At 59.1% G+C, this 15,324-nt stretch carries 12 protein-coding genes; 4 read left to right on the plus strand and 8 right to left on the minus strand.

Annotated features, from left to right (window positions below):
• Window positions 1-25 precede the first annotated feature (25 nt).
• The 3 genes from phrB to OR573_01575 all read right to left on the minus strand — a co-directional run bounded on the left by phrB (window position 26) and on the right by OR573_01575 (window position 3,687).
• Window positions 26-1,435, minus strand: a complete 1,410-nt coding sequence (gene phrB, locus OR573_01565; GenBank protein XGA80373.1) for a deoxyribodipyrimidine photo-lyase — start codon at window positions 1,433-1,435, stop codon at window positions 26-28.
• A gap of 47 nt (window positions 1,436-1,482) precedes the next feature.
• Window positions 1,483-2,403 carry a MerR family transcriptional regulator gene (locus OR573_01570; protein XGA80374.1) on the minus strand — a complete coding sequence of 307 codons (921 nt, stop codon included), beginning with the start codon at window positions 2,401-2,403 and terminating at the stop codon, window positions 1,483-1,485.
• 174 nt (window positions 2,404-2,577) lie between these two features.
• On the minus strand, window positions 2,578-3,687 hold the full coding sequence (locus tag OR573_01575) for an FAD-dependent oxidoreductase (protein ID XGA80375.1): 1,110 nt from the start codon (window positions 3,685-3,687) through the stop codon (window positions 2,578-2,580).
• Window positions 3,688-3,852: 165 nt separating this feature from the next.
• Here OR573_01575 and OR573_01580 point away from each other — a divergent pair, with 165 nt between their 5' ends.
• Window positions 3,853-4,761, plus strand: a complete 909-nt coding sequence (locus OR573_01580; GenBank protein ID XGA80376.1) for a TIGR01777 family oxidoreductase — start codon at window positions 3,853-3,855, stop codon at window positions 4,759-4,761.
• 183 nt (window positions 4,762-4,944) lie between these two features.
• On the opposite strand, the gene rapA is transcribed toward OR573_01580, so the two are convergent.
• Both rapA and OR573_01590 read right to left on the minus strand, forming a co-directional pair.
• Entirely contained in the window at window positions 4,945-7,890 is a 2,946-nt protein-coding gene (gene rapA / locus OR573_01585) for an RNA polymerase-associated protein RapA (protein XGA80377.1), read from the minus strand.
• Window positions 7,891-8,060: 170 nt separating this feature from the next.
• Window positions 8,061-8,864 (minus strand): redoxin family protein, encoded by an 804-nt coding sequence (locus OR573_01590; protein XGA80378.1) that lies wholly within the window; start codon window positions 8,862-8,864, stop codon window positions 8,061-8,063.
• 84 nt (window positions 8,865-8,948) lie between these two features.
• On the opposite strand from OR573_01590, the gene OR573_01595 reads away from it, so the two are divergent.
• The 3 genes from OR573_01595 to OR573_01605 all read left to right on the plus strand — a co-directional run bounded on the left by OR573_01595 (window position 8,949) and on the right by OR573_01605 (window position 12,106).
• The gene (locus OR573_01595) at window positions 8,949-9,179 is read left to right on the plus strand and encodes a hypothetical protein (protein XGA80379.1); all 231 of its coding nucleotides are present in this window, start codon (window positions 8,949-8,951) and stop codon (window positions 9,177-9,179) included.
• A complete protein-coding gene (locus OR573_01600; protein ID XGA80380.1) occupies window positions 9,176-10,639 on the plus strand; it encodes a DASS family sodium-coupled anion symporter in 1,464 nt (487 codons plus the stop codon). Before OR573_01595 ends, OR573_01600 begins: the two co-directional genes overlap by 4 nt.
• Window positions 10,640-10,897: 258 nt before the next feature.
• Entirely contained in the window at window positions 10,898-12,106 is a 1,209-nt protein-coding gene (locus OR573_01605) for an ABC transporter substrate-binding protein (GenBank protein ID XGA80381.1), read from the plus strand.
• Window positions 12,107-12,227: 121 nt separating this feature from the next.
• Here the strand turns inward: OR573_01605 and OR573_01610 are convergent, their stop codons facing one another.
• The 3 genes from OR573_01610 to OR573_01620 are packed head-to-tail and all read right to left on the minus strand — an operon-like array spanning window position 12,228 to window position 15,284.
• Complete coding sequence (locus OR573_01610; protein XGA80382.1) at window positions 12,228-13,559, minus strand: branched-chain amino acid ABC transporter permease; 1,332 nt, start codon at window positions 13,557-13,559, stop codon at window positions 12,228-12,230.
• Window positions 13,559-14,563 carry a branched-chain amino acid ABC transporter permease gene (locus OR573_01615; GenBank protein XGA80383.1) on the minus strand — a complete coding sequence of 335 codons (1,005 nt, stop codon included), beginning with the start codon at window positions 14,561-14,563 and terminating at the stop codon, window positions 13,559-13,561. Before OR573_01615 ends, OR573_01610 begins: the two co-directional genes overlap by 1 nt.
• A 16-nt stretch (window positions 14,564-14,579) precedes the next feature.
• Window positions 14,580-15,284 (minus strand): ABC transporter ATP-binding protein, encoded by a 705-nt coding sequence (locus OR573_01620; GenBank protein ID XGA80384.1) that lies wholly within the window; start codon window positions 15,282-15,284, stop codon window positions 14,580-14,582.
• Between the last annotated feature and the right edge of the window lie 40 nt (window positions 15,285-15,324).

Raw genomic sequence — 15,324 nt, forward strand, 5'->3', positions numbered from 1 at the left:
TGGCATATAACAAGGCCGCGACAGGCTAGTCTTTCAGGGCCTTGAACGCATCCAGCGCCCGCTGGCGCGCCATCTTGTGGTCCACAATCGGCGCCGGATAATCTAGCTGGGTCAATAGATCCCTGGGTGGGGAGTGGCGTGCCTTGGCGGGTAACTGTTCCAGTTCAGGCAACCAGTGGGCAATAAAGTTGCCTTCCGGGTCGAAGCGGCTGGACTGGGTGGTCGGGTTGAAAATGCGGAAATAGGGCGCGGCATCCGTGCCGGTAGAAGCCGCCCACTGCCAACCGCCATTGTTGGCGCAGAACTCGCCGTCCACCAGATGCTGCAGAAAAAACGCCTCGCCGCGGCGCCAGTCGATCAGCAGGTGCTTGCTCAGGAACATGGCGGTAATCATGCGCAGGCGATTATGCATCCAGCCAGTGGCGACCAGCTGGCGCATGGCGGCATCGACAATCGGATAGCCGGTGCGCCCTTCGCACCAGGCGGCAAAGGCGTCGTCATCGTCACGCCAGGCCAGATGGCGGGTATGGGCTTGAAACGGCTGATGCTGGCATACCTGAGAAAAGCCAACAGCAACATGCTGGTAAAACTCCCGCCAGATCAGCTCGCTTACCCAAGCAACAAGGCCGGCATCGCCGTCGGCCAGGCTGCCGTTTTCACTCAGCACGGCCTGCATGCACTGGCGCCAGGAAATCATCCCCAGCGCAAGGTAGGCGGAAAGTTCGCTGGTACCGCGCACATGAGGGAAATCACGCTGGGATTGATAGTAGCGGCCTCGAAAACGTAAAAACCGCTCAAGCTTATCGGCAGCGGCCTGCTCACCGGCGGGCCATTGGCGCCCACCTACTGGCTGGGTATCCATGGCGGGCAGAGCAGGCGTGGCATCACTTGGGATATCCAGCGGCGCCTGAGGTTCAGGCGTGTTACGCAGTGCCAGCTGTTCAGGCTGGATGTTTTTATGCCAGGCCTTGGAAAAGGGCGTAAAGACGCCGTAGTAGTCGCCCTTGCCGGTCAACAGGGTGCCGGGGGCAAAGGCGATGGCATCGTGGTAGCCGTGAACGCTCAGCCCGGCCGATTGGCAATGCTCGATAACCGCCTGGTCGCGGCGCTGCTCGTTAAGCGGATATTCATGATTGAAATGCAGGCCTTCAGCGCCCAGCCGTTGTGCAAGCTCTGCCAACTGCCGGGGGGCCTGTTCGAAGGTGCCACTATCACACTGAAGCAGCGGGATATTCAGCCCTGCCAAAGCATCTTTCAAGGCATCAACGCCGCGCGCTAAGAAGTCCAGCTTGTTAGCGCCATGACCATGGGCTTGCCATTGCGCGATATTGTGGAGGAAGACTGCCACCACAGGGCCTTTTTTAGCCGCAGCGGCTAGCGCGCTGTTGTCGTGGATACGTAAATCGGTACGAAACCAAACCAACTGCAGCGCCATAGTGTCTCCTGTCGAGGAATATCAGAAACGTCTGTCAGAAACGTTTGTCAGAGAATGCCGGATTCACGTAACAACGGGCGCAGACGCGAAATGGCTTGAGGTAGATCATTACCCAGCAGGTGTACATCGCCGCTGGAAAAGTCGTTTTCGCGCAGGTGGGCCACGTTACCGCATACGCCCACCGGTACATTCAGCCCCTTGGCCGCCTGAGGCAGCAGGTCATGAATGTAGTGGTCACTTTCTGACTGGCCGCTGGTCAGTAACACAATCGACGCATGCAGGCGTGATACCGCCTGAGGCAGGTCTTCCAGGGGCAGGTTGCGATCCAGCATCTGCACCCGGTAACCGTGTTCACTGGCGACCAGTGCCACCATCAGAATCCATAGCGGCCCCGGGTCGTCAGGCATGCTGTTGAGCAGGATCAGTGGCCCTCGGGTCGCCTGATTGGCATGGTGCAGCCGTATCCCGACCTGATTGCGCAGAAAGGCCTCCAGCGTCCGGCGTACCAGCGCATCGGGCTTGCTTTCCCATTGGGCTTCCAGGTTCATGATCACCGGCTGCCACAGCTCGTTGATCGCCACGCTGAGCGGGTAAAGTGCCAGGCTCTGATGATAGAGCGGGTCTAGCCGTGCCATATCAAGTGATTCAATGGTGCCTTGCAGCTGCTGGCGCTGGCTTTCCCAGTCACCACTGGCCGGTGCTGGGGGTTCAACGGTTTCGGGCTGGTCGAGAAGGTCACCGACCTGGCTGACGGGCACACCACGGTTGAGCCATTGCAGAATACGCTCGATGCGGGTGATGTCATCCTGCGCGTAGAGGCGATGGCCTTTTGGCGTGCGCTGTGGGCGAATCAGCCCATAGCGGCGCTCCCAAGCGCGTAGAGTGACCGAGTTCACACCTGTCAGTCGGGAAACTTCCCGAATAGGGTAAAGCGGTGTGTCGGGTGGGTGGGTCGCCTTGTTGCTCATGGGCGCCATTGCCTCTTGGTTATCTTTTGCAAAATGCACAGTGTGTTTGGTTTGACTTGCGTTCAATTCTCAACGCAATTGATTCATAAAGCAAAAAATCGACGCGTATTATACATGCTTTATTTGTACAACTTGTCGCCTCAAGGTACAACCTCTCATTCCATGCGCGGCTATTTATCCTGCTGACTCGCTCTTTATGTTCCCAGATTCAAGCAGTGACAGCCCTAGCCGGTGGCCGGAAAGCCAGGCATCTTCCACCCGCCCGCCGCGCAGGCTGTCGCCACACAGGGCCAGGCCGCTGGCGCTATGGGCAAACCCCTGCTCGGGAAACGGGTTGTTTTGATCCGGCTGGGAATAACGCCAGCGGTGGGCGCCGCTATCCAGCAGTTCAGGCAGCTTGAGTGGCGCGGGGTAAAGGCTTTTCAAAGCGTCGAGCAGCGATTGAGTGATGGCTTCCGGTGTGGCCTCCATATGGGTTTCACTCCATTCGAGGTTAGTCAGCAGGCTCAGGCTCTCCGGCTGGTCTTCGCGTCCTGGCTTGGTCTGGTTACGGCAAACCAGCCGCAGGGCAGGGTGATCTACACGGGCCATCTGCCAGTCTTTTTCGATGCCTATAGGAGTTGGCAGTGACTCGGCAAATACTGCCCAGCCGGCCCAGCAACCGCGTTGAACCAGACTCTGGCAGAGCTCAAACAGCTGCGCATCCCAGGGTTGTACCAGAATGGCTGCCTGGGGAGGTGGGGCCGTAATTACTACGCGAGTATAAGGTCCATGCAGTTCTGTGTTGTTGCCTTCCAGCCACCATCCCTCGCTTTTTTTGATCAGGGCGGTGATGGGGGTGGTCGCATGTAGCGTAACGTCGTTGGCATCAAGGGCTGCGGCCAAGTGGCGGGTGATGGCACTCATTCTGGGTGAGCCGGTGAAGCGCACCTGGCCATCATGATGCGGTTGCCAGCCTGTCGGGCTGGCGCGGTAAATACGTTCCGGCCACTGGCCAACGCAACCTTCTGCCTGCCAGCGGGCAACTTCTTCGCTGAAAGCCTCTTCACGCACTGTAAAGGCCTGGGCGCCAAGATCGAGAACCGCTTCCGGCCGGTGCTTGCTTGACATCCGCCCGCCTGGGCCGCGTGCTTTATCAAACAGGGTGACTTGCTCGCCGGCGTCAGCCAGCACCTTGGCGCAGGCAAGCCCGGCCAGTCCGGCGCCGATGATGGCGGTGTGGTTGGATGCACCTTCAGGTGAGTGAGAGGAAATAGCAGCACCGGACATGTTAGAAGCGGCCATGTAACGTATCCTTGATCATAGCGTGTCAACGCCGTTAATGATGACAATATCAAAACGGTTGGTTATCTGTTTTCATTGTAGCAGAATCGTATAGGTATCGTACAATAAAATGGTGCCATTTTTCCCATTGCATCAGCACTGGTGGCAGCAAAAGGAGAACACATAATGCGTGTATTGATAACGGGCGGAAGTGGCTTTGTCGGCCAGCGCCTTTGCAAGCGTCTGGCAGCGCAGGGGCATGCCTTACAGGTTGTCTCACGGACACCTGAGAAAGCCCGTTCGCGCCTGCCTGAAGGCTGCGATATTCGTGAAAGCGCCCAGGCATTTGCTGATTCGCCGCCGGAAGCGCTGATTAATCTGGCGGGGGAATCAATTGCCGCCAAGCGCTGGAGCGAACCCCAGAAAGAAGAGCTGGTTCAATCACGCCTGAAGGCGACTCAACAGTTGGTGACGCTGTGCGAACAGCTCAAGGAAAATGGCCAGCCGTTGCCGCATACTCTGCTATCCGCGTCAGCCATGGGGTATTACGGTGATCAGGGGGCCAACAAGGTGACGGAAGAAACGTCGCCTAATGATGAGTTTGCCCATCGTCTTTGTGCTCAGTGGGAAGAGGCTGCTCGCCAGGTTGAAGCTTTGGGTGTGCGCCTGGCCATCCTGCGGATCGGCCTGGTGCTGGATGCCGGTGGCGGCACCCTGCAGAAAATGCTGCCGCCTTTCAAGTTGGGGCTGGGTGGGCGTTTTGGTGATGGCAAGCAGTTCATGCCGTGGATTCACCGCGATGACCTGGTCGAGGCCATGCTGTTCCTGTTGGAGGATCAGACGCTGACCGGGCCTTTCAATGCCAGTGCGCCACATCCCGTGACCAATGCGGAATTCACGCGCACCTTGGCCAAAACGCTGAAACGCCCGGCGATCTTTCCGGTACCCGCACCGGTATTAAAGCTTGGCTTTGGCGAGATGTCACAGCTGTTACTGACCGGCGCGGACATGCGCCCGGCACGCCTGGAAGCTGCGGGGTTTACCTTCCAGTACCCGACCCTGGACAAGGCTCTGGAGGCGATCCTGCACAAGTGAGGGGTAAGTGAGAAAGTAATAGTAGCCACGGATACTAATCGCCACGGACACTCACGGACGACACGGACAGGGATAAGGTCAAACCCAAAACAAAAGGTTTTAAGGTTTTCGTCCGTGTTTTCCGTGAGTGTCCGTGGCAAAAAATATATCGAACTGCCCCATCCGTGGGGCGTGGCCGGTGGGTTATTTTTTAGGGTCGGCGGTAATCACTACGCGTACGGCGTCCAGGCGTAGGCGGGTGGCTTCGATGGCATCGCTGAGCGCTTTTCTTTCCTGGCGGATGGCGTCAATTTCTGCCTCGCGCACCGTCGGGTTGTGTTCAGCCAGCGCGGTCAGGCGGGCCAGTTCACTGTCGAGCTGGCTGCGCATGCGGGTTTCGGCGGCTTCAACGATACTTGGCAGTTCCCGGTCAGCTTCCCCTTCTCCCTGTAAAAGCAGCTCGCGCAGCTGGTCATGGCGGCTTTTGATCAGTTCGCGGGCCATGGATTTATTGACCTTCTGAACGTTCTTGCTTAGCCCGGTAAAGGAGATCTTGCTGGTCAGGTTAGCGCCGGATTCATCCAGCAGCACGCGAATGGCCGTCGGCGGCAGGAAGCGGTTCAGGTGCAGCCGCTTGGGCGCCGGGCAGTGGGTGCGGAAGATCAGCTCAACCAGCAAGCGACCGCTTGGCAGCGCCGGGTGGGGCAGCAGTGCCAGGGCGGTATTGCCCATGGCGCCGTCGATAATCCGGCCCATCATTTCACGCAGTAGCGGGTGCTCCCAGGAAAGGCGCTGCACGTCGTCGCGGGCCAGGGCAACATCGCGGCGGTAAGTGGCAGTAAAACCCTCTTCGCCTTTGACCAGCCCGGGCAGGCCATCCAGCATATGCTGGCCGGGTTCGAGCACCAGCAGATCCTTGCCCAGCTCCTGGCTGTCAACGCCGAAGATGTCCAGAGCGCGCTCGACATAGCGGGGCAAGGCGGTGTCTTCATCCAGCTCACGCACGGCTTCGATTACGCTGTTGGCCCGAGCTGGGCGGCAGGCGTTGAGCTCCAGCAGGCGGTTACGTCCGGCATCCCGTTCGGCCAGCTGAGCGGTGAACATTGTGCGGGTTTCGTCGACGATTTCATCCAGCATCTCATCGTCCAGCAGGGCATCCGCCAGGGCATCACCAAAGGCTTCAAACAGGTCGCTGCCGATACCGGTAGGCGCACTGAAGGCGTCCATGCCTTCGTTGTACCAGCGCAGCAGGCGCTCACCCGGGCTGCCTTCAAAGGTCGGTACATGGATTTCAATGGCGTGCTGCTGGCCAATGCGATCCAGTCGCCCGATGCGCTGTTCAAGTTGATCAGGGTGCTGGGGCAGGTCGAACATCACCAGATGGCGGCAGAACTGGAAATTACGCCCTTCCGAGCCGATTTCCGAGCATACCAGTACCTGACAGCCCTCTTCGTCGTCGGCAAAGGCAGCAGCGGCGCGGTCGCGCTCAATCAGCGTCAGGTCTTCATGAAACACGGGCGCGTGGTAGCCGCCCAGCACGCGCAGCCCTTCGGCAATGCCTTCAGCGGTCTCGCGCTGATGGGCAATCACCAGCACCTTGTCGTTGGCAAAGCCTTCTTCGCTGTCATCGCTGAGCTTTTCCAGTAGCCAGTTGACCCTTGGGTCGATATGCCACCAGTCTTCGGCATTGAGCGGGTCGCCGGAGAGCTCGCGGTACATGGCATCCGGGTAGATCAGCACATCCGGATGATCCATGCCGGTTTCAATCAGCAGCTCGTCGAGGTAGTCCTCGTCGCGCTCCAGGCGGCGCATGACCCGGCGATAAGCGGATGGCAGGGCCAGCGGCACCAGATGCAGGCGGCGTTCAGGGAAACCGCCGACGTGGCGGCGGCTGTTGCGGAACATCACCCGCCCGGTGCCGTGACGATCAAGCAAGGCATCACGCAGCTGGGAGCGGGCTGAATCCTGTTGGGAAGCGTCGGATTCCAGATGTGTCAGCGTGGCGAGCAGCGCCTGGCTGTCGCGGTCGTCGGCCACTGCATCGACGCTGGCCCTGGCGCTGGCATCGCCGGGCAGGGCATCCAGGGCATCAATGGCGGCGGCGACTTCAATATAGTGGCGTTCTTCTTCGCGAAAGCGCGCCAGATCGTGGTAGCGCTCGGGGTCGAGCAGCCGCAGGCGGGCAAAGTGGCTCTCCAACCCCATCTGTTCTGGGGTGGCGGTCAACAGCAGCAAGCCTTCGATATCGCCAGCCAGCTGTTCCACACACTGATAGCCGGGCCCGCTGCCTTCCGCGCTCCAGTCCAGGTGGTGGGCTTCATCGACAATCAGCATATCGAAGTGGCTTTGATGGGCCTGCTGCTGGCGGGCGGGGTTGGCAAATAGCCAGCCCTGGCTGGCCAGAATCAGCTGGCCGCTATCAAAGGGGTTCTCGCTGCCATGGGCCTGGCTTTGCTGTTCATCCAGCAGGGTGACCTGCAGCGCAAAGCGCCTTAGCAGTTCCACCAGCCATTGGTGAGTCAGGCTGTCAGGCACCAGGATCAGCGCTCGTTCGGCGCGGCCAGCCAGCAGCAGGCGGTGGAGTATCAAGCCTGCTTCTATGGTTTTACCCAGCCCGACTTCATCGGCCAGCAGGACGCGCGGCGCGTGACGGTTGGCCACTTCATCGGCGATGTAAAGCTGATGAGGAATGAGATCAATACGCGGGCCTGAAAATCCCAGGGCGCTGTGCTGCTCGATGCGCTGGTAGTGGTGCAGGGTGCGAAAGCGCAGGTCGAACCAGTCGTTGCGGTCGACCTGGCCGGTCAACAGGCGATCGCGGGCCTGATCAAAGCGCATGGTGTCGGCCAGTTTGGCTTCGGAAAGCTCGCGCCGCTCGCCGTGGTCGTCCTCGCCGATATAAAAGATCAGGCCGTCATGCTGCTGGCTTTCGTCCACCAGCATCTGCCAGCCTTCCGCGGCGGTGACGCGGTCGCCGCTGCCAAACTGCACCCGAGTCAGCGGGGCCTGCCGCGTATTGTAGGTGCGGGTTTCCTGGCAGGCACTGAACAGAATCGTGACGCTACGGGTGTCACAGTTAAGCACGGTGCCAAGGCCAAGTTCGGCCTCGCCGTCGCTAATCCAGCGCTGGCCTGGAGAAAAATCGCTCATGTTGCCTCAACGGATGTGAATACGGGTCAAAGCCGTCGGCGGGGTAACCGACGGAGGGGTCAGGGCGGGGGATTCTAACGCAAAGGCGGTGGTGGCCCAACAATGATAATAAGCGTTGCGATGCCGCGAACGTGCTGTGGGCCTTCGGTGTTGGCTGAAATGCCGCTGGATCAGTTATTCAGCCATTGATCCAACTGGGCTCGGGTCAGCTCTCCAACGTGCTGCTCAATCACCCGCCCGTGACGGTCGAACATCATGGTCGTGGGTAGCCCCGGGGTTTCAAAGGCTGTCATCAGGCGCTGCTGGGGGTCGAGTAGTGCATAGCGGAAGCTGAGCGACTGCTCATCAAGGTAGCGCACTATCGGCAACAGATCTTCCCCCTGATTGACGATAACCACGTGGATATCATCGCGGGTGGCGACCTCCGCCAGTAACGGCATTTCCCGCAGGCAGGGCGGGCACCAGGTGGCCCACAGGTTGAAAATTACCTTATGCTCGCCGTCGGCCAGTGAGGGCAGGTGAATCTCGTTGCCCTCAATATCCTGCAAGGTAAGATCAGGAATGGGCTTGGAGGCAAAACTGCCGCCAAGCGGAGAGAAAAGCACCAGCAGCGCCCATAGGGCAGACGTTACCATCACCAGTACCATGGTATAGATCATGGCGTGCAGGCGATGACGCAGCGCCCAGCCTGTCCAGATGAGGCCGCCCAGCATGCCCCATAGGCCGTCATAGCCGGGCTTCCAGAGCATCAAGGCGTCCAGCGGCGTATCCGCATAGCTGTCCAGGTTAAACACCACATGCCCCAAGCGGGCGCTGATCAGCCATACCAGGATCAGACCGGTAAACCAGCGCTGTTGCACATTGCTGGGCAATTTGAACAGAATGCGTACCGCTATCAGCAGGACAAGCGCGCAGGCAAAGGCGTAAAGGCGCGGTAAAGAAAGTAAAAAAGGCCCCAGGGCAATGGCGTTCATAATTTTTTCCAAATAATCGTTACACTATGGGTGACCGAAAGCCGCGAAACCCTACCATGCCATTCCTTTAGATGCGGAGAAAATATGGCCCAGAAACCCTTCGATACCTTGAGAGCACTGGCAATTGCGTCGCAGGCAATTGGTTTGATGCTGATTATCACCTTTGAAACCGCGCTTGGCGATAACGCGCGCCTGTGGCAAGGGGTCACGCTGGCCCTGATGATTGCTGCCGCCTTGTGGATTGCTCTGGTACGCCTTTATCGGCGCAATAAACTGCGCAAACGTCAGTTGGCACGTCAACAGGAGGACGAGTGAACAGGGTTGAGCGTGCAAAAATCACCACCGGCCTGCTGCTTGGGCCGCTAATGGCCCTGCTGCTGTTGAGTCTAGGGGCGCCGGGCGACATTCCGCCACCGGCCTGGAGCGTCGTGGCGCTTACCGTGTGGATGGCGGTGTGGTGGATTCTGGAACCCGTGCCGATGGCCGTGACGGCGCTGTTGCCGGTGGCCTTGCTGCCGCTGCTGGGCGTCGGCGATATCAGTGCGGCGGCAGAGCCGTATGCCAATCCGCTGATCTTCCTGTTTCTCGGTGGTTTCATGCTCGCCGAAGCCATTCAGCGCTGGAATCTGCATCGGCGTATTGCCTTGGGCGTGCTGTCATTGGCGGGCAAGCGGCCGGATACTCTGGTGGCCGGTTTCATGGCGGCCACGGCCTTTCTCAGCATGTGGGTGAGTAACACGGCGACTGCCGCCTTGATGGTACCGATAGGGATTTCCGTGCTGTCGCTGCTGGAACGTGATGACGAACTGGATATGCCACAGCAGCGGGCGGTCGGGCTGTGCCTGATGCTGGGTATTGCCCTGGCCGCCAATATTGGCGGTATGGGCACCCTGATTGGTACGCCGCCCAATGCGCTGTTGGCCGGTTTTATCGGTGATAACTATGGTATCAACATCGGCTTTGCCCAGTGGATGCTGGTGGCCATTCCCCCGGCGCTACTGATGCTGACGGCTGCCTGGTGGCTGCTGACCTATCGGCTTTACCCGGTGCCTCATTCACGGCTCAACGGCATCAGCGCCATGCTCACCCAGCAGGCGGAAGACCTGGGTCGTATGAGTGGCCCGGAAATGCGCGTGGCACTAGTGTTTGCGCTGGTCGCCCTGGCCTGGATTACCCGCCCCTTGCTGGAACAGTGGAGCGGGCTGACGCTGAGTGATGGCGGCATTGCTGTGATCGGCGCTCTCTTGCTGTTTGTAGTGCCCGCCCGTTGGAGGCAGCGCCAGTTCCTGCTCGACTGGGACAGCGCCAAGAATCTGCCGTGGGGCGTCCTGCTGCTGGTCGGCGGCGGCTTGAGCCTGGGGACGGCGATTGAAAGCTCCGGGCTTGCTGGTATCGTCGCCAACGGGTTGGCGGTATTTGGCAGCTGGCCGACCTGGGCGATGATCCTGATGGTGGTGGTGATCGTTATGTCGATGAGCCACGTGACCAGCAACAGCGCAACCGCAGCCGCCATTCTGCCGTTGACGGCAGCGCTGACGGTCAGCCTGGATGCCAGCCCGCTATTGCTGGCGGTGCCAGTGGCGATGGCCGCGTCCTGCGCCTTTATGCTGCCGGTGGCCACCCCGCCGAATGCGGTGGTATTTGCCAGCGGCAAGGTGCGCGTGCTGGACATGCTGCGCGCGGGCGCGGTGATGAGCGTGATTGCCGTGGCGACCATTTGTGTGGCTATGTTTGCGTTAGCCATGCCAATTCTGGGCTTTGGCTGGGCTGCCTAGACATTGGAGAGAGCCATTGGAGAGAGCCACTGCAGAGAGCCACTGGAGAAGCGCCTGCGTTTGAGGTATTGGGCCTAACGTTAAAAAAAGGCAGTTGTGTTTTGTTGGATTTAGTTTCAAATTTAGAGTAGGTAACTCATTGAACCATCAATCATGATTTATGCTGGGTAGGCGGGCTTGCTACTTGAGCTGACTGCTTAAGCTTAACCCTACTTGGGCTTAACAAACTGGGCTTAACAAACAGGAGCGCCAAACAAGATGATAAACAAACGCTTACTTGCAAGTGCTGTCGCCGCTTCCACGCTGGCGCTGACGGGCGTAGTCAATGCAGAAGTCAAGGTCGGCTTTCTGGGCGGTTTCACCGGCGGGATCGAGAGCCTGACGCCGCCGATTCTCGATGGTGCCCGTCTGGCCGTTGAACAGGTGAATGCCCAGGGCGGTCTGCTGGGTGGCCAAGAGCTGGTGATGCCAACGGGGGATACCACCTGTTCTGATGCTTCAGCGGCCTCTAACGCGGCAGACCGTATGGTCAATACCGAGGAAGTCACCGCCATTGTGGGCGCCCTGTGTACCGGTGCCACCATTGCCGCAGCCAATAACGCCGCCGTGCCCGGTGGTGTGCTGATGGTCTCGCCAGCCTCAACAGCCCCGGCAGTCACCGAGATTGACGATAACGACCTGGTGTTCCGTACCGTGCCCTCGGATGCTTTCCAGGGTGAAATGCTGGCCAAGCTGCTGCTGGAAAAAGGCATTGATTATGTCGCAGTCACCTACGTCAACAACGATTACGGCAGCGGTCTTTCCGAGGCCTTTGCCACGGCGTTTGAAGGTGGCGGTGGCACCATTGCTGAAAGCCTGGGGCATGAGGATAACCGCGCTGATTATCGTTCTGAGCTGGGTTCGCTATCGGTCAGCGGTGCGGAGACCCTGGTCGTGCTTGCCTATGCAGATACTTCCGGGCAGACAGTACTGCGCCAGGCCTATGAAGGCGGCATGTTTACCCAGTATGTTGGCGCTGACGGCATGGTGGGCGACAGCCTGATTGAAGCGATTGGCGCGGACGTGCTGGATGGCATGATTGCCACTCGGCCAGGCAGCCCTGACCTGCCCGGCACTGAGCTCTACGAAACGGCGGCTGAAGAAGCCGGGTATGACCCAAGCTCGGTTTTTGCCGCCCAAGCCTATGATGCCGCTTTCCTGATTGCTCTGGCCATTGAGCAAAACGGCAGCGCTGAACGTGAAGGGCTTTCGGATGCGCTACGTAGCGTTTCCAGCGCGCCGGGCGAGGTGATTCTGCCCGGTGAGTGGGAAAAGGCCGTTGAGCTGATTGCCGCTGGCACCGAGATCAACTATGAAGGGGCATCAGGTACTCACGAGTTTGATGAAAACGGTGACGTGCCGGGTGTAGTCGTTGAGATGGTGGTGGAAGATGGCACCTTCACCAACAAGGGGTTTGTTGACCTCTAATATCAATCCTGTTTGTGTAGGCGATCTGCCCATATAAATACCCCCTGACGCAGGTGCGTCAGGGGGTATTTTTCTGCTGGTCTAAGTCGCTGGTCTAGGCGGGAGGGTTAAGCCCCGAACCCTAACTGTGGTGAGTGATTTTTTCCGGTAGCAGGCCTTTAGGGGCATAGCGCAGTACCAGGGTAATCAGCAGTCCGATCACCAGTACCCGGGCCTGCAGGGCGCGGCTATCCATGTTGCTGGGTGCTTCCCAGCCGAAGGCCCCTTCACCAAGGCTGACAAAGACTTCCATCAGAAACAGTGCCAGTGGTTCAGACATCAGCCAGATGATATAGACGGCAACAGCGCCGAAAATCGTCCCCAGGTTGTTGCCCGGCCCGCCAAGAATCACCATCACCAGTACCAGAAAGGTATGGTTTAGCGGCAGGTAACCGTTAGGGTCAAACAGGCTGTTGAAGGTGCCGAGGATACCGCCGCCAAGCCCCATCAATATGCAGCCAAGCACGAAGATTTCCAGGCGCCGCCGGTTGATATCCTTGCCCATGGCCGCTGAGGAAATCTCGTTATCGCGGATGGCCCGTACCATTCGCCCCCAGGGGGCGTGGTAGGCGCGATGCAGCAGGAAGAAAATAATCGCAATGATCACTGCTGTCATCGACAGGTACACGGCTCGGGCCAGGGTAAAGCCAATCTCGGCCGGTCCGGGGGTTGGCCAGGGCAGTGGCGACACAGTGGCAGTGCCGCGGGTCAGCCACTCGGAGTTTTTCAGAAATGCCTTGATGATTTCTGCGATACCGAGGGTGGCGATTGCCAGGTAATCGCTGCGTAACCCGAGACAGACATGGCCGATAAAATAACCCACACCGCCTGCCAGGGCGCCGCCAAAAATCCAGCCTGCCCAGGCAGGCAGGCCGAAACCACCGATAAAGCCAGCGGTATCTTCTATCTGCTCGGTGACCTCACGCAGCTGGCTGATCACTAGCAGATACAGCACCACCGCCAGCAGAACCGTGAGCAGTGTGCGCAGTTTTCTGGGCACACCAATTCGGTCAAGCCGGGAAACGCCCAAGACCACGACAACGGCGGCGGCGCCGTAAAGCAGCACCCGGCCAAGCTCGCCAGGTAGTGCTGTGCCCCAGAAGTCCTCGTTAACCGGCACGCTGAACAGCATGGCAGAGAAGCCGCCCAGGGCGACAAAGCCCATCACACCAGCATTGAACTGCCCGGCGTAGCCCCACTGTATGGTCAGGCCAAGGGCAAGAATGGCATAACAGGCGGCTTCCACCAGCATGCGTGTGCTGTAGGCCGCGCCCATCATGGCGTAAACGCCCAGAACGGCAGCCAGCAGAGCACAGAAGAGCACGACCTCACGCACTGGGAAGCCACGCGCGGGTGTCGCTTCACGAGGGGTGTTGGCAGTATCCCGAGAGGGTTGCTTACTAGAGGTTGTCATCAGATCACCTTACCCTTGAAGAGTCCGGTCGGGCGCCACACCAGGATGGCAACGAGGATGAAAAACGGCACGACTATCTTGTACTCACTGCTCACAAACGCCAGATTGCTGGGCAGTTCCAGCCAGGCGGGCAGGCTGTCTTGGAAAGGGCGTAGCAGGATGTTCCAGTTGAATACCGCCAGGGTTTCGGCAAAGCCGACCACAAACCCTCCGGCAATTGCGCCGTAAGGATGACCCACACCGCCGACAATGGCGGCGGCAAAAATCGGCAGCAGGATAAAGAAGCTCAGGTCCGGCTTGAAGGTCACATCCAAGGCCAGCAAGGTGCCCGCAATCGCCGCCAGGCCGCCGGCAATCACCCAGGTCACGGCGACAATCATCTGCGTGTTGATGCCTGAAGCTTGAGCCAGTTCGGGGTTATCCGACATGGCGCGCATGGCCTTGCCTAGCCGCGAGCGGCTGAGGAACAGATGCAGGGCGACAACGGCTATCAGCGTCAAGATAAACAGGTAGATCTGGGGTTCAGTGATCACAATCGGCGCTCTGACGCCTTCAAAGGGTACCGCCAGGCGGAAGATTTCCTTGCGATCGTCCACGTAAAGGCTTTGTCCGCCGGTACCCGCGAACAGGCGAATCAGGCCCTGCAGCATCAGGGTGACACCCAGTGAGCCAATCACCAGCACAATCGGTTTGACCCCGTGAGCGCGTAACGGCTTGTAGAAGGCTTTGTCGATCCCCACGGCCAGGGCAGCGGTTATCACCATGGCCAGAGGTAGCATGACCAAAGCCGTGGGTACGCCAAAACTGGTGCCCGCTGCCGGAAAAGCCGCGGTTAGCAGTAGCACCATAAAGGCGCCAAAGGTCATCATGTCCGCATGGGCAAAGTGGGCAAAGCGCATGATGCTGAAAATCAGCGTGACCCCGATGGCACCAATGGCATAGATGGAGCCGGTCACACTGCCGGAAATAATCACGTTGTTGATAAAGAAGACCAGTTCGTTCACGCGTATCTCTCCCGGGCTAGCCGCCCAAAAAACTTTTGGCGACATCCGGGTCGGCGAGCAGCGCCTCTCCGGTATCTGTAAAGCGATTTTGCCCGGCCGCCAGAACAAAACCTTTATCGGCAATGGCCAGGGCCTGCTTGGCATTCTGTTCGACCATCAGAATCCCCACGCCCGCGGCGTTGATTTCCTTGACCCGATCAAAAATCTCGTTCATGTAAAGCGGTGACAGGCCCGCAGTAGGCTCATCCAGCAGCAGTAGCGTGGGCTCGGCCATCAGCGCCCGGCCCATGGCGACCATCTGACGCTGTCCGCCGGATAATTCGCCTGCCGGCTGGCGGCGCTTTTCGGCCAGTGGCGGGAAAAATTCATACACCTTGGCCAGCATGCGTTTGACGTTGGCAGGTTTCAGAAAGGCGCCCATTTCCAGGTTTTCTTCAACCGAGAGGCTGGGAAAAACATTCTTTTCCTGGGGCACAAAGCCCATGCCGCGCTGAACCAGCTTGTTGGGCGCTAGGTTCTGGATCGGCTCGCCGTGGAGCAGAATATCGCCCTGATTGACATGCAGAAGGCCAAAGACGGCTTTCAACATGGTCGATTTGCCTGCCCCGTTAGGGCCGACAATGACACCGACTTGATCGGCTTCCAGCAGCATGTTGACCCCATTGAGGATGTTCATGCCGCCGTAGCCACCGTGCACGTCCCGCGCTTCTAGTAATGGCATGGTGTGGTTATCTCACGCTATCAACGTTGTTGTGGTGAAG

The sequence above is a fragment of the Halomonas sp. CH40 genome (assembly GCA_041875495.1).
GTDB lineage: Bacteria > Pseudomonadota > Gammaproteobacteria > Pseudomonadales > Halomonadaceae > Vreelandella.

Excerpts from the sequence above, each read along its gene's own strand:
- OR573_01605 (XGA80381.1), top strand. The coding sequence starts at position 10,898 with ATGATAAACAAACGCTTACTTGCAAGTGCTGTCGCCGCTTCCACGCTG.
- OR573_01580 (XGA80376.1), top strand. The coding sequence starts at position 3,853 with ATGCGTGTATTGATAACGGGCGGAAGTGGCTTTGTCGGCCAGCGCCTT.
- OR573_01610 (XGA80382.1), bottom strand. The coding sequence starts at position 13,559 with ATGACAACCTCTAGTAAGCAACCCTCTCGGGATACTGCCAACACCCCT.
- rapA (XGA80377.1), bottom strand. The coding sequence starts at position 7,890 with ATGAGCGATTTTTCTCCAGGCCAGCGCTGGATTAGCGACGGCGAGGCC.
- OR573_01575 (XGA80375.1), bottom strand. The coding sequence starts at position 3,687 with ATGGCCGCTTCTAACATGTCCGGTGCTGCTATTTCCTCTCACTCACCT.
- OR573_01570 (XGA80374.1), bottom strand. The coding sequence starts at position 2,403 with ATGAGCAACAAGGCGACCCACCCACCCGACACACCGCTTTACCCTATT.
- OR573_01595 (XGA80379.1), top strand. The coding sequence starts at position 8,949 with ATGGCCCAGAAACCCTTCGATACCTTGAGAGCACTGGCAATTGCGTCG.
- phrB (XGA80373.1), bottom strand. The coding sequence starts at position 1,435 with ATGGCGCTGCAGTTGGTTTGGTTTCGTACCGATTTACGTATCCACGAC.
- OR573_01590 (XGA80378.1), bottom strand. The coding sequence starts at position 8,864 with ATGAACGCCATTGCCCTGGGGCCTTTTTTACTTTCTTTACCGCGCCTT.
- OR573_01620 (XGA80384.1), bottom strand. The coding sequence starts at position 15,284 with ATGCCATTACTAGAAGCGCGGGACGTGCACGGTGGCTACGGCGGCATG.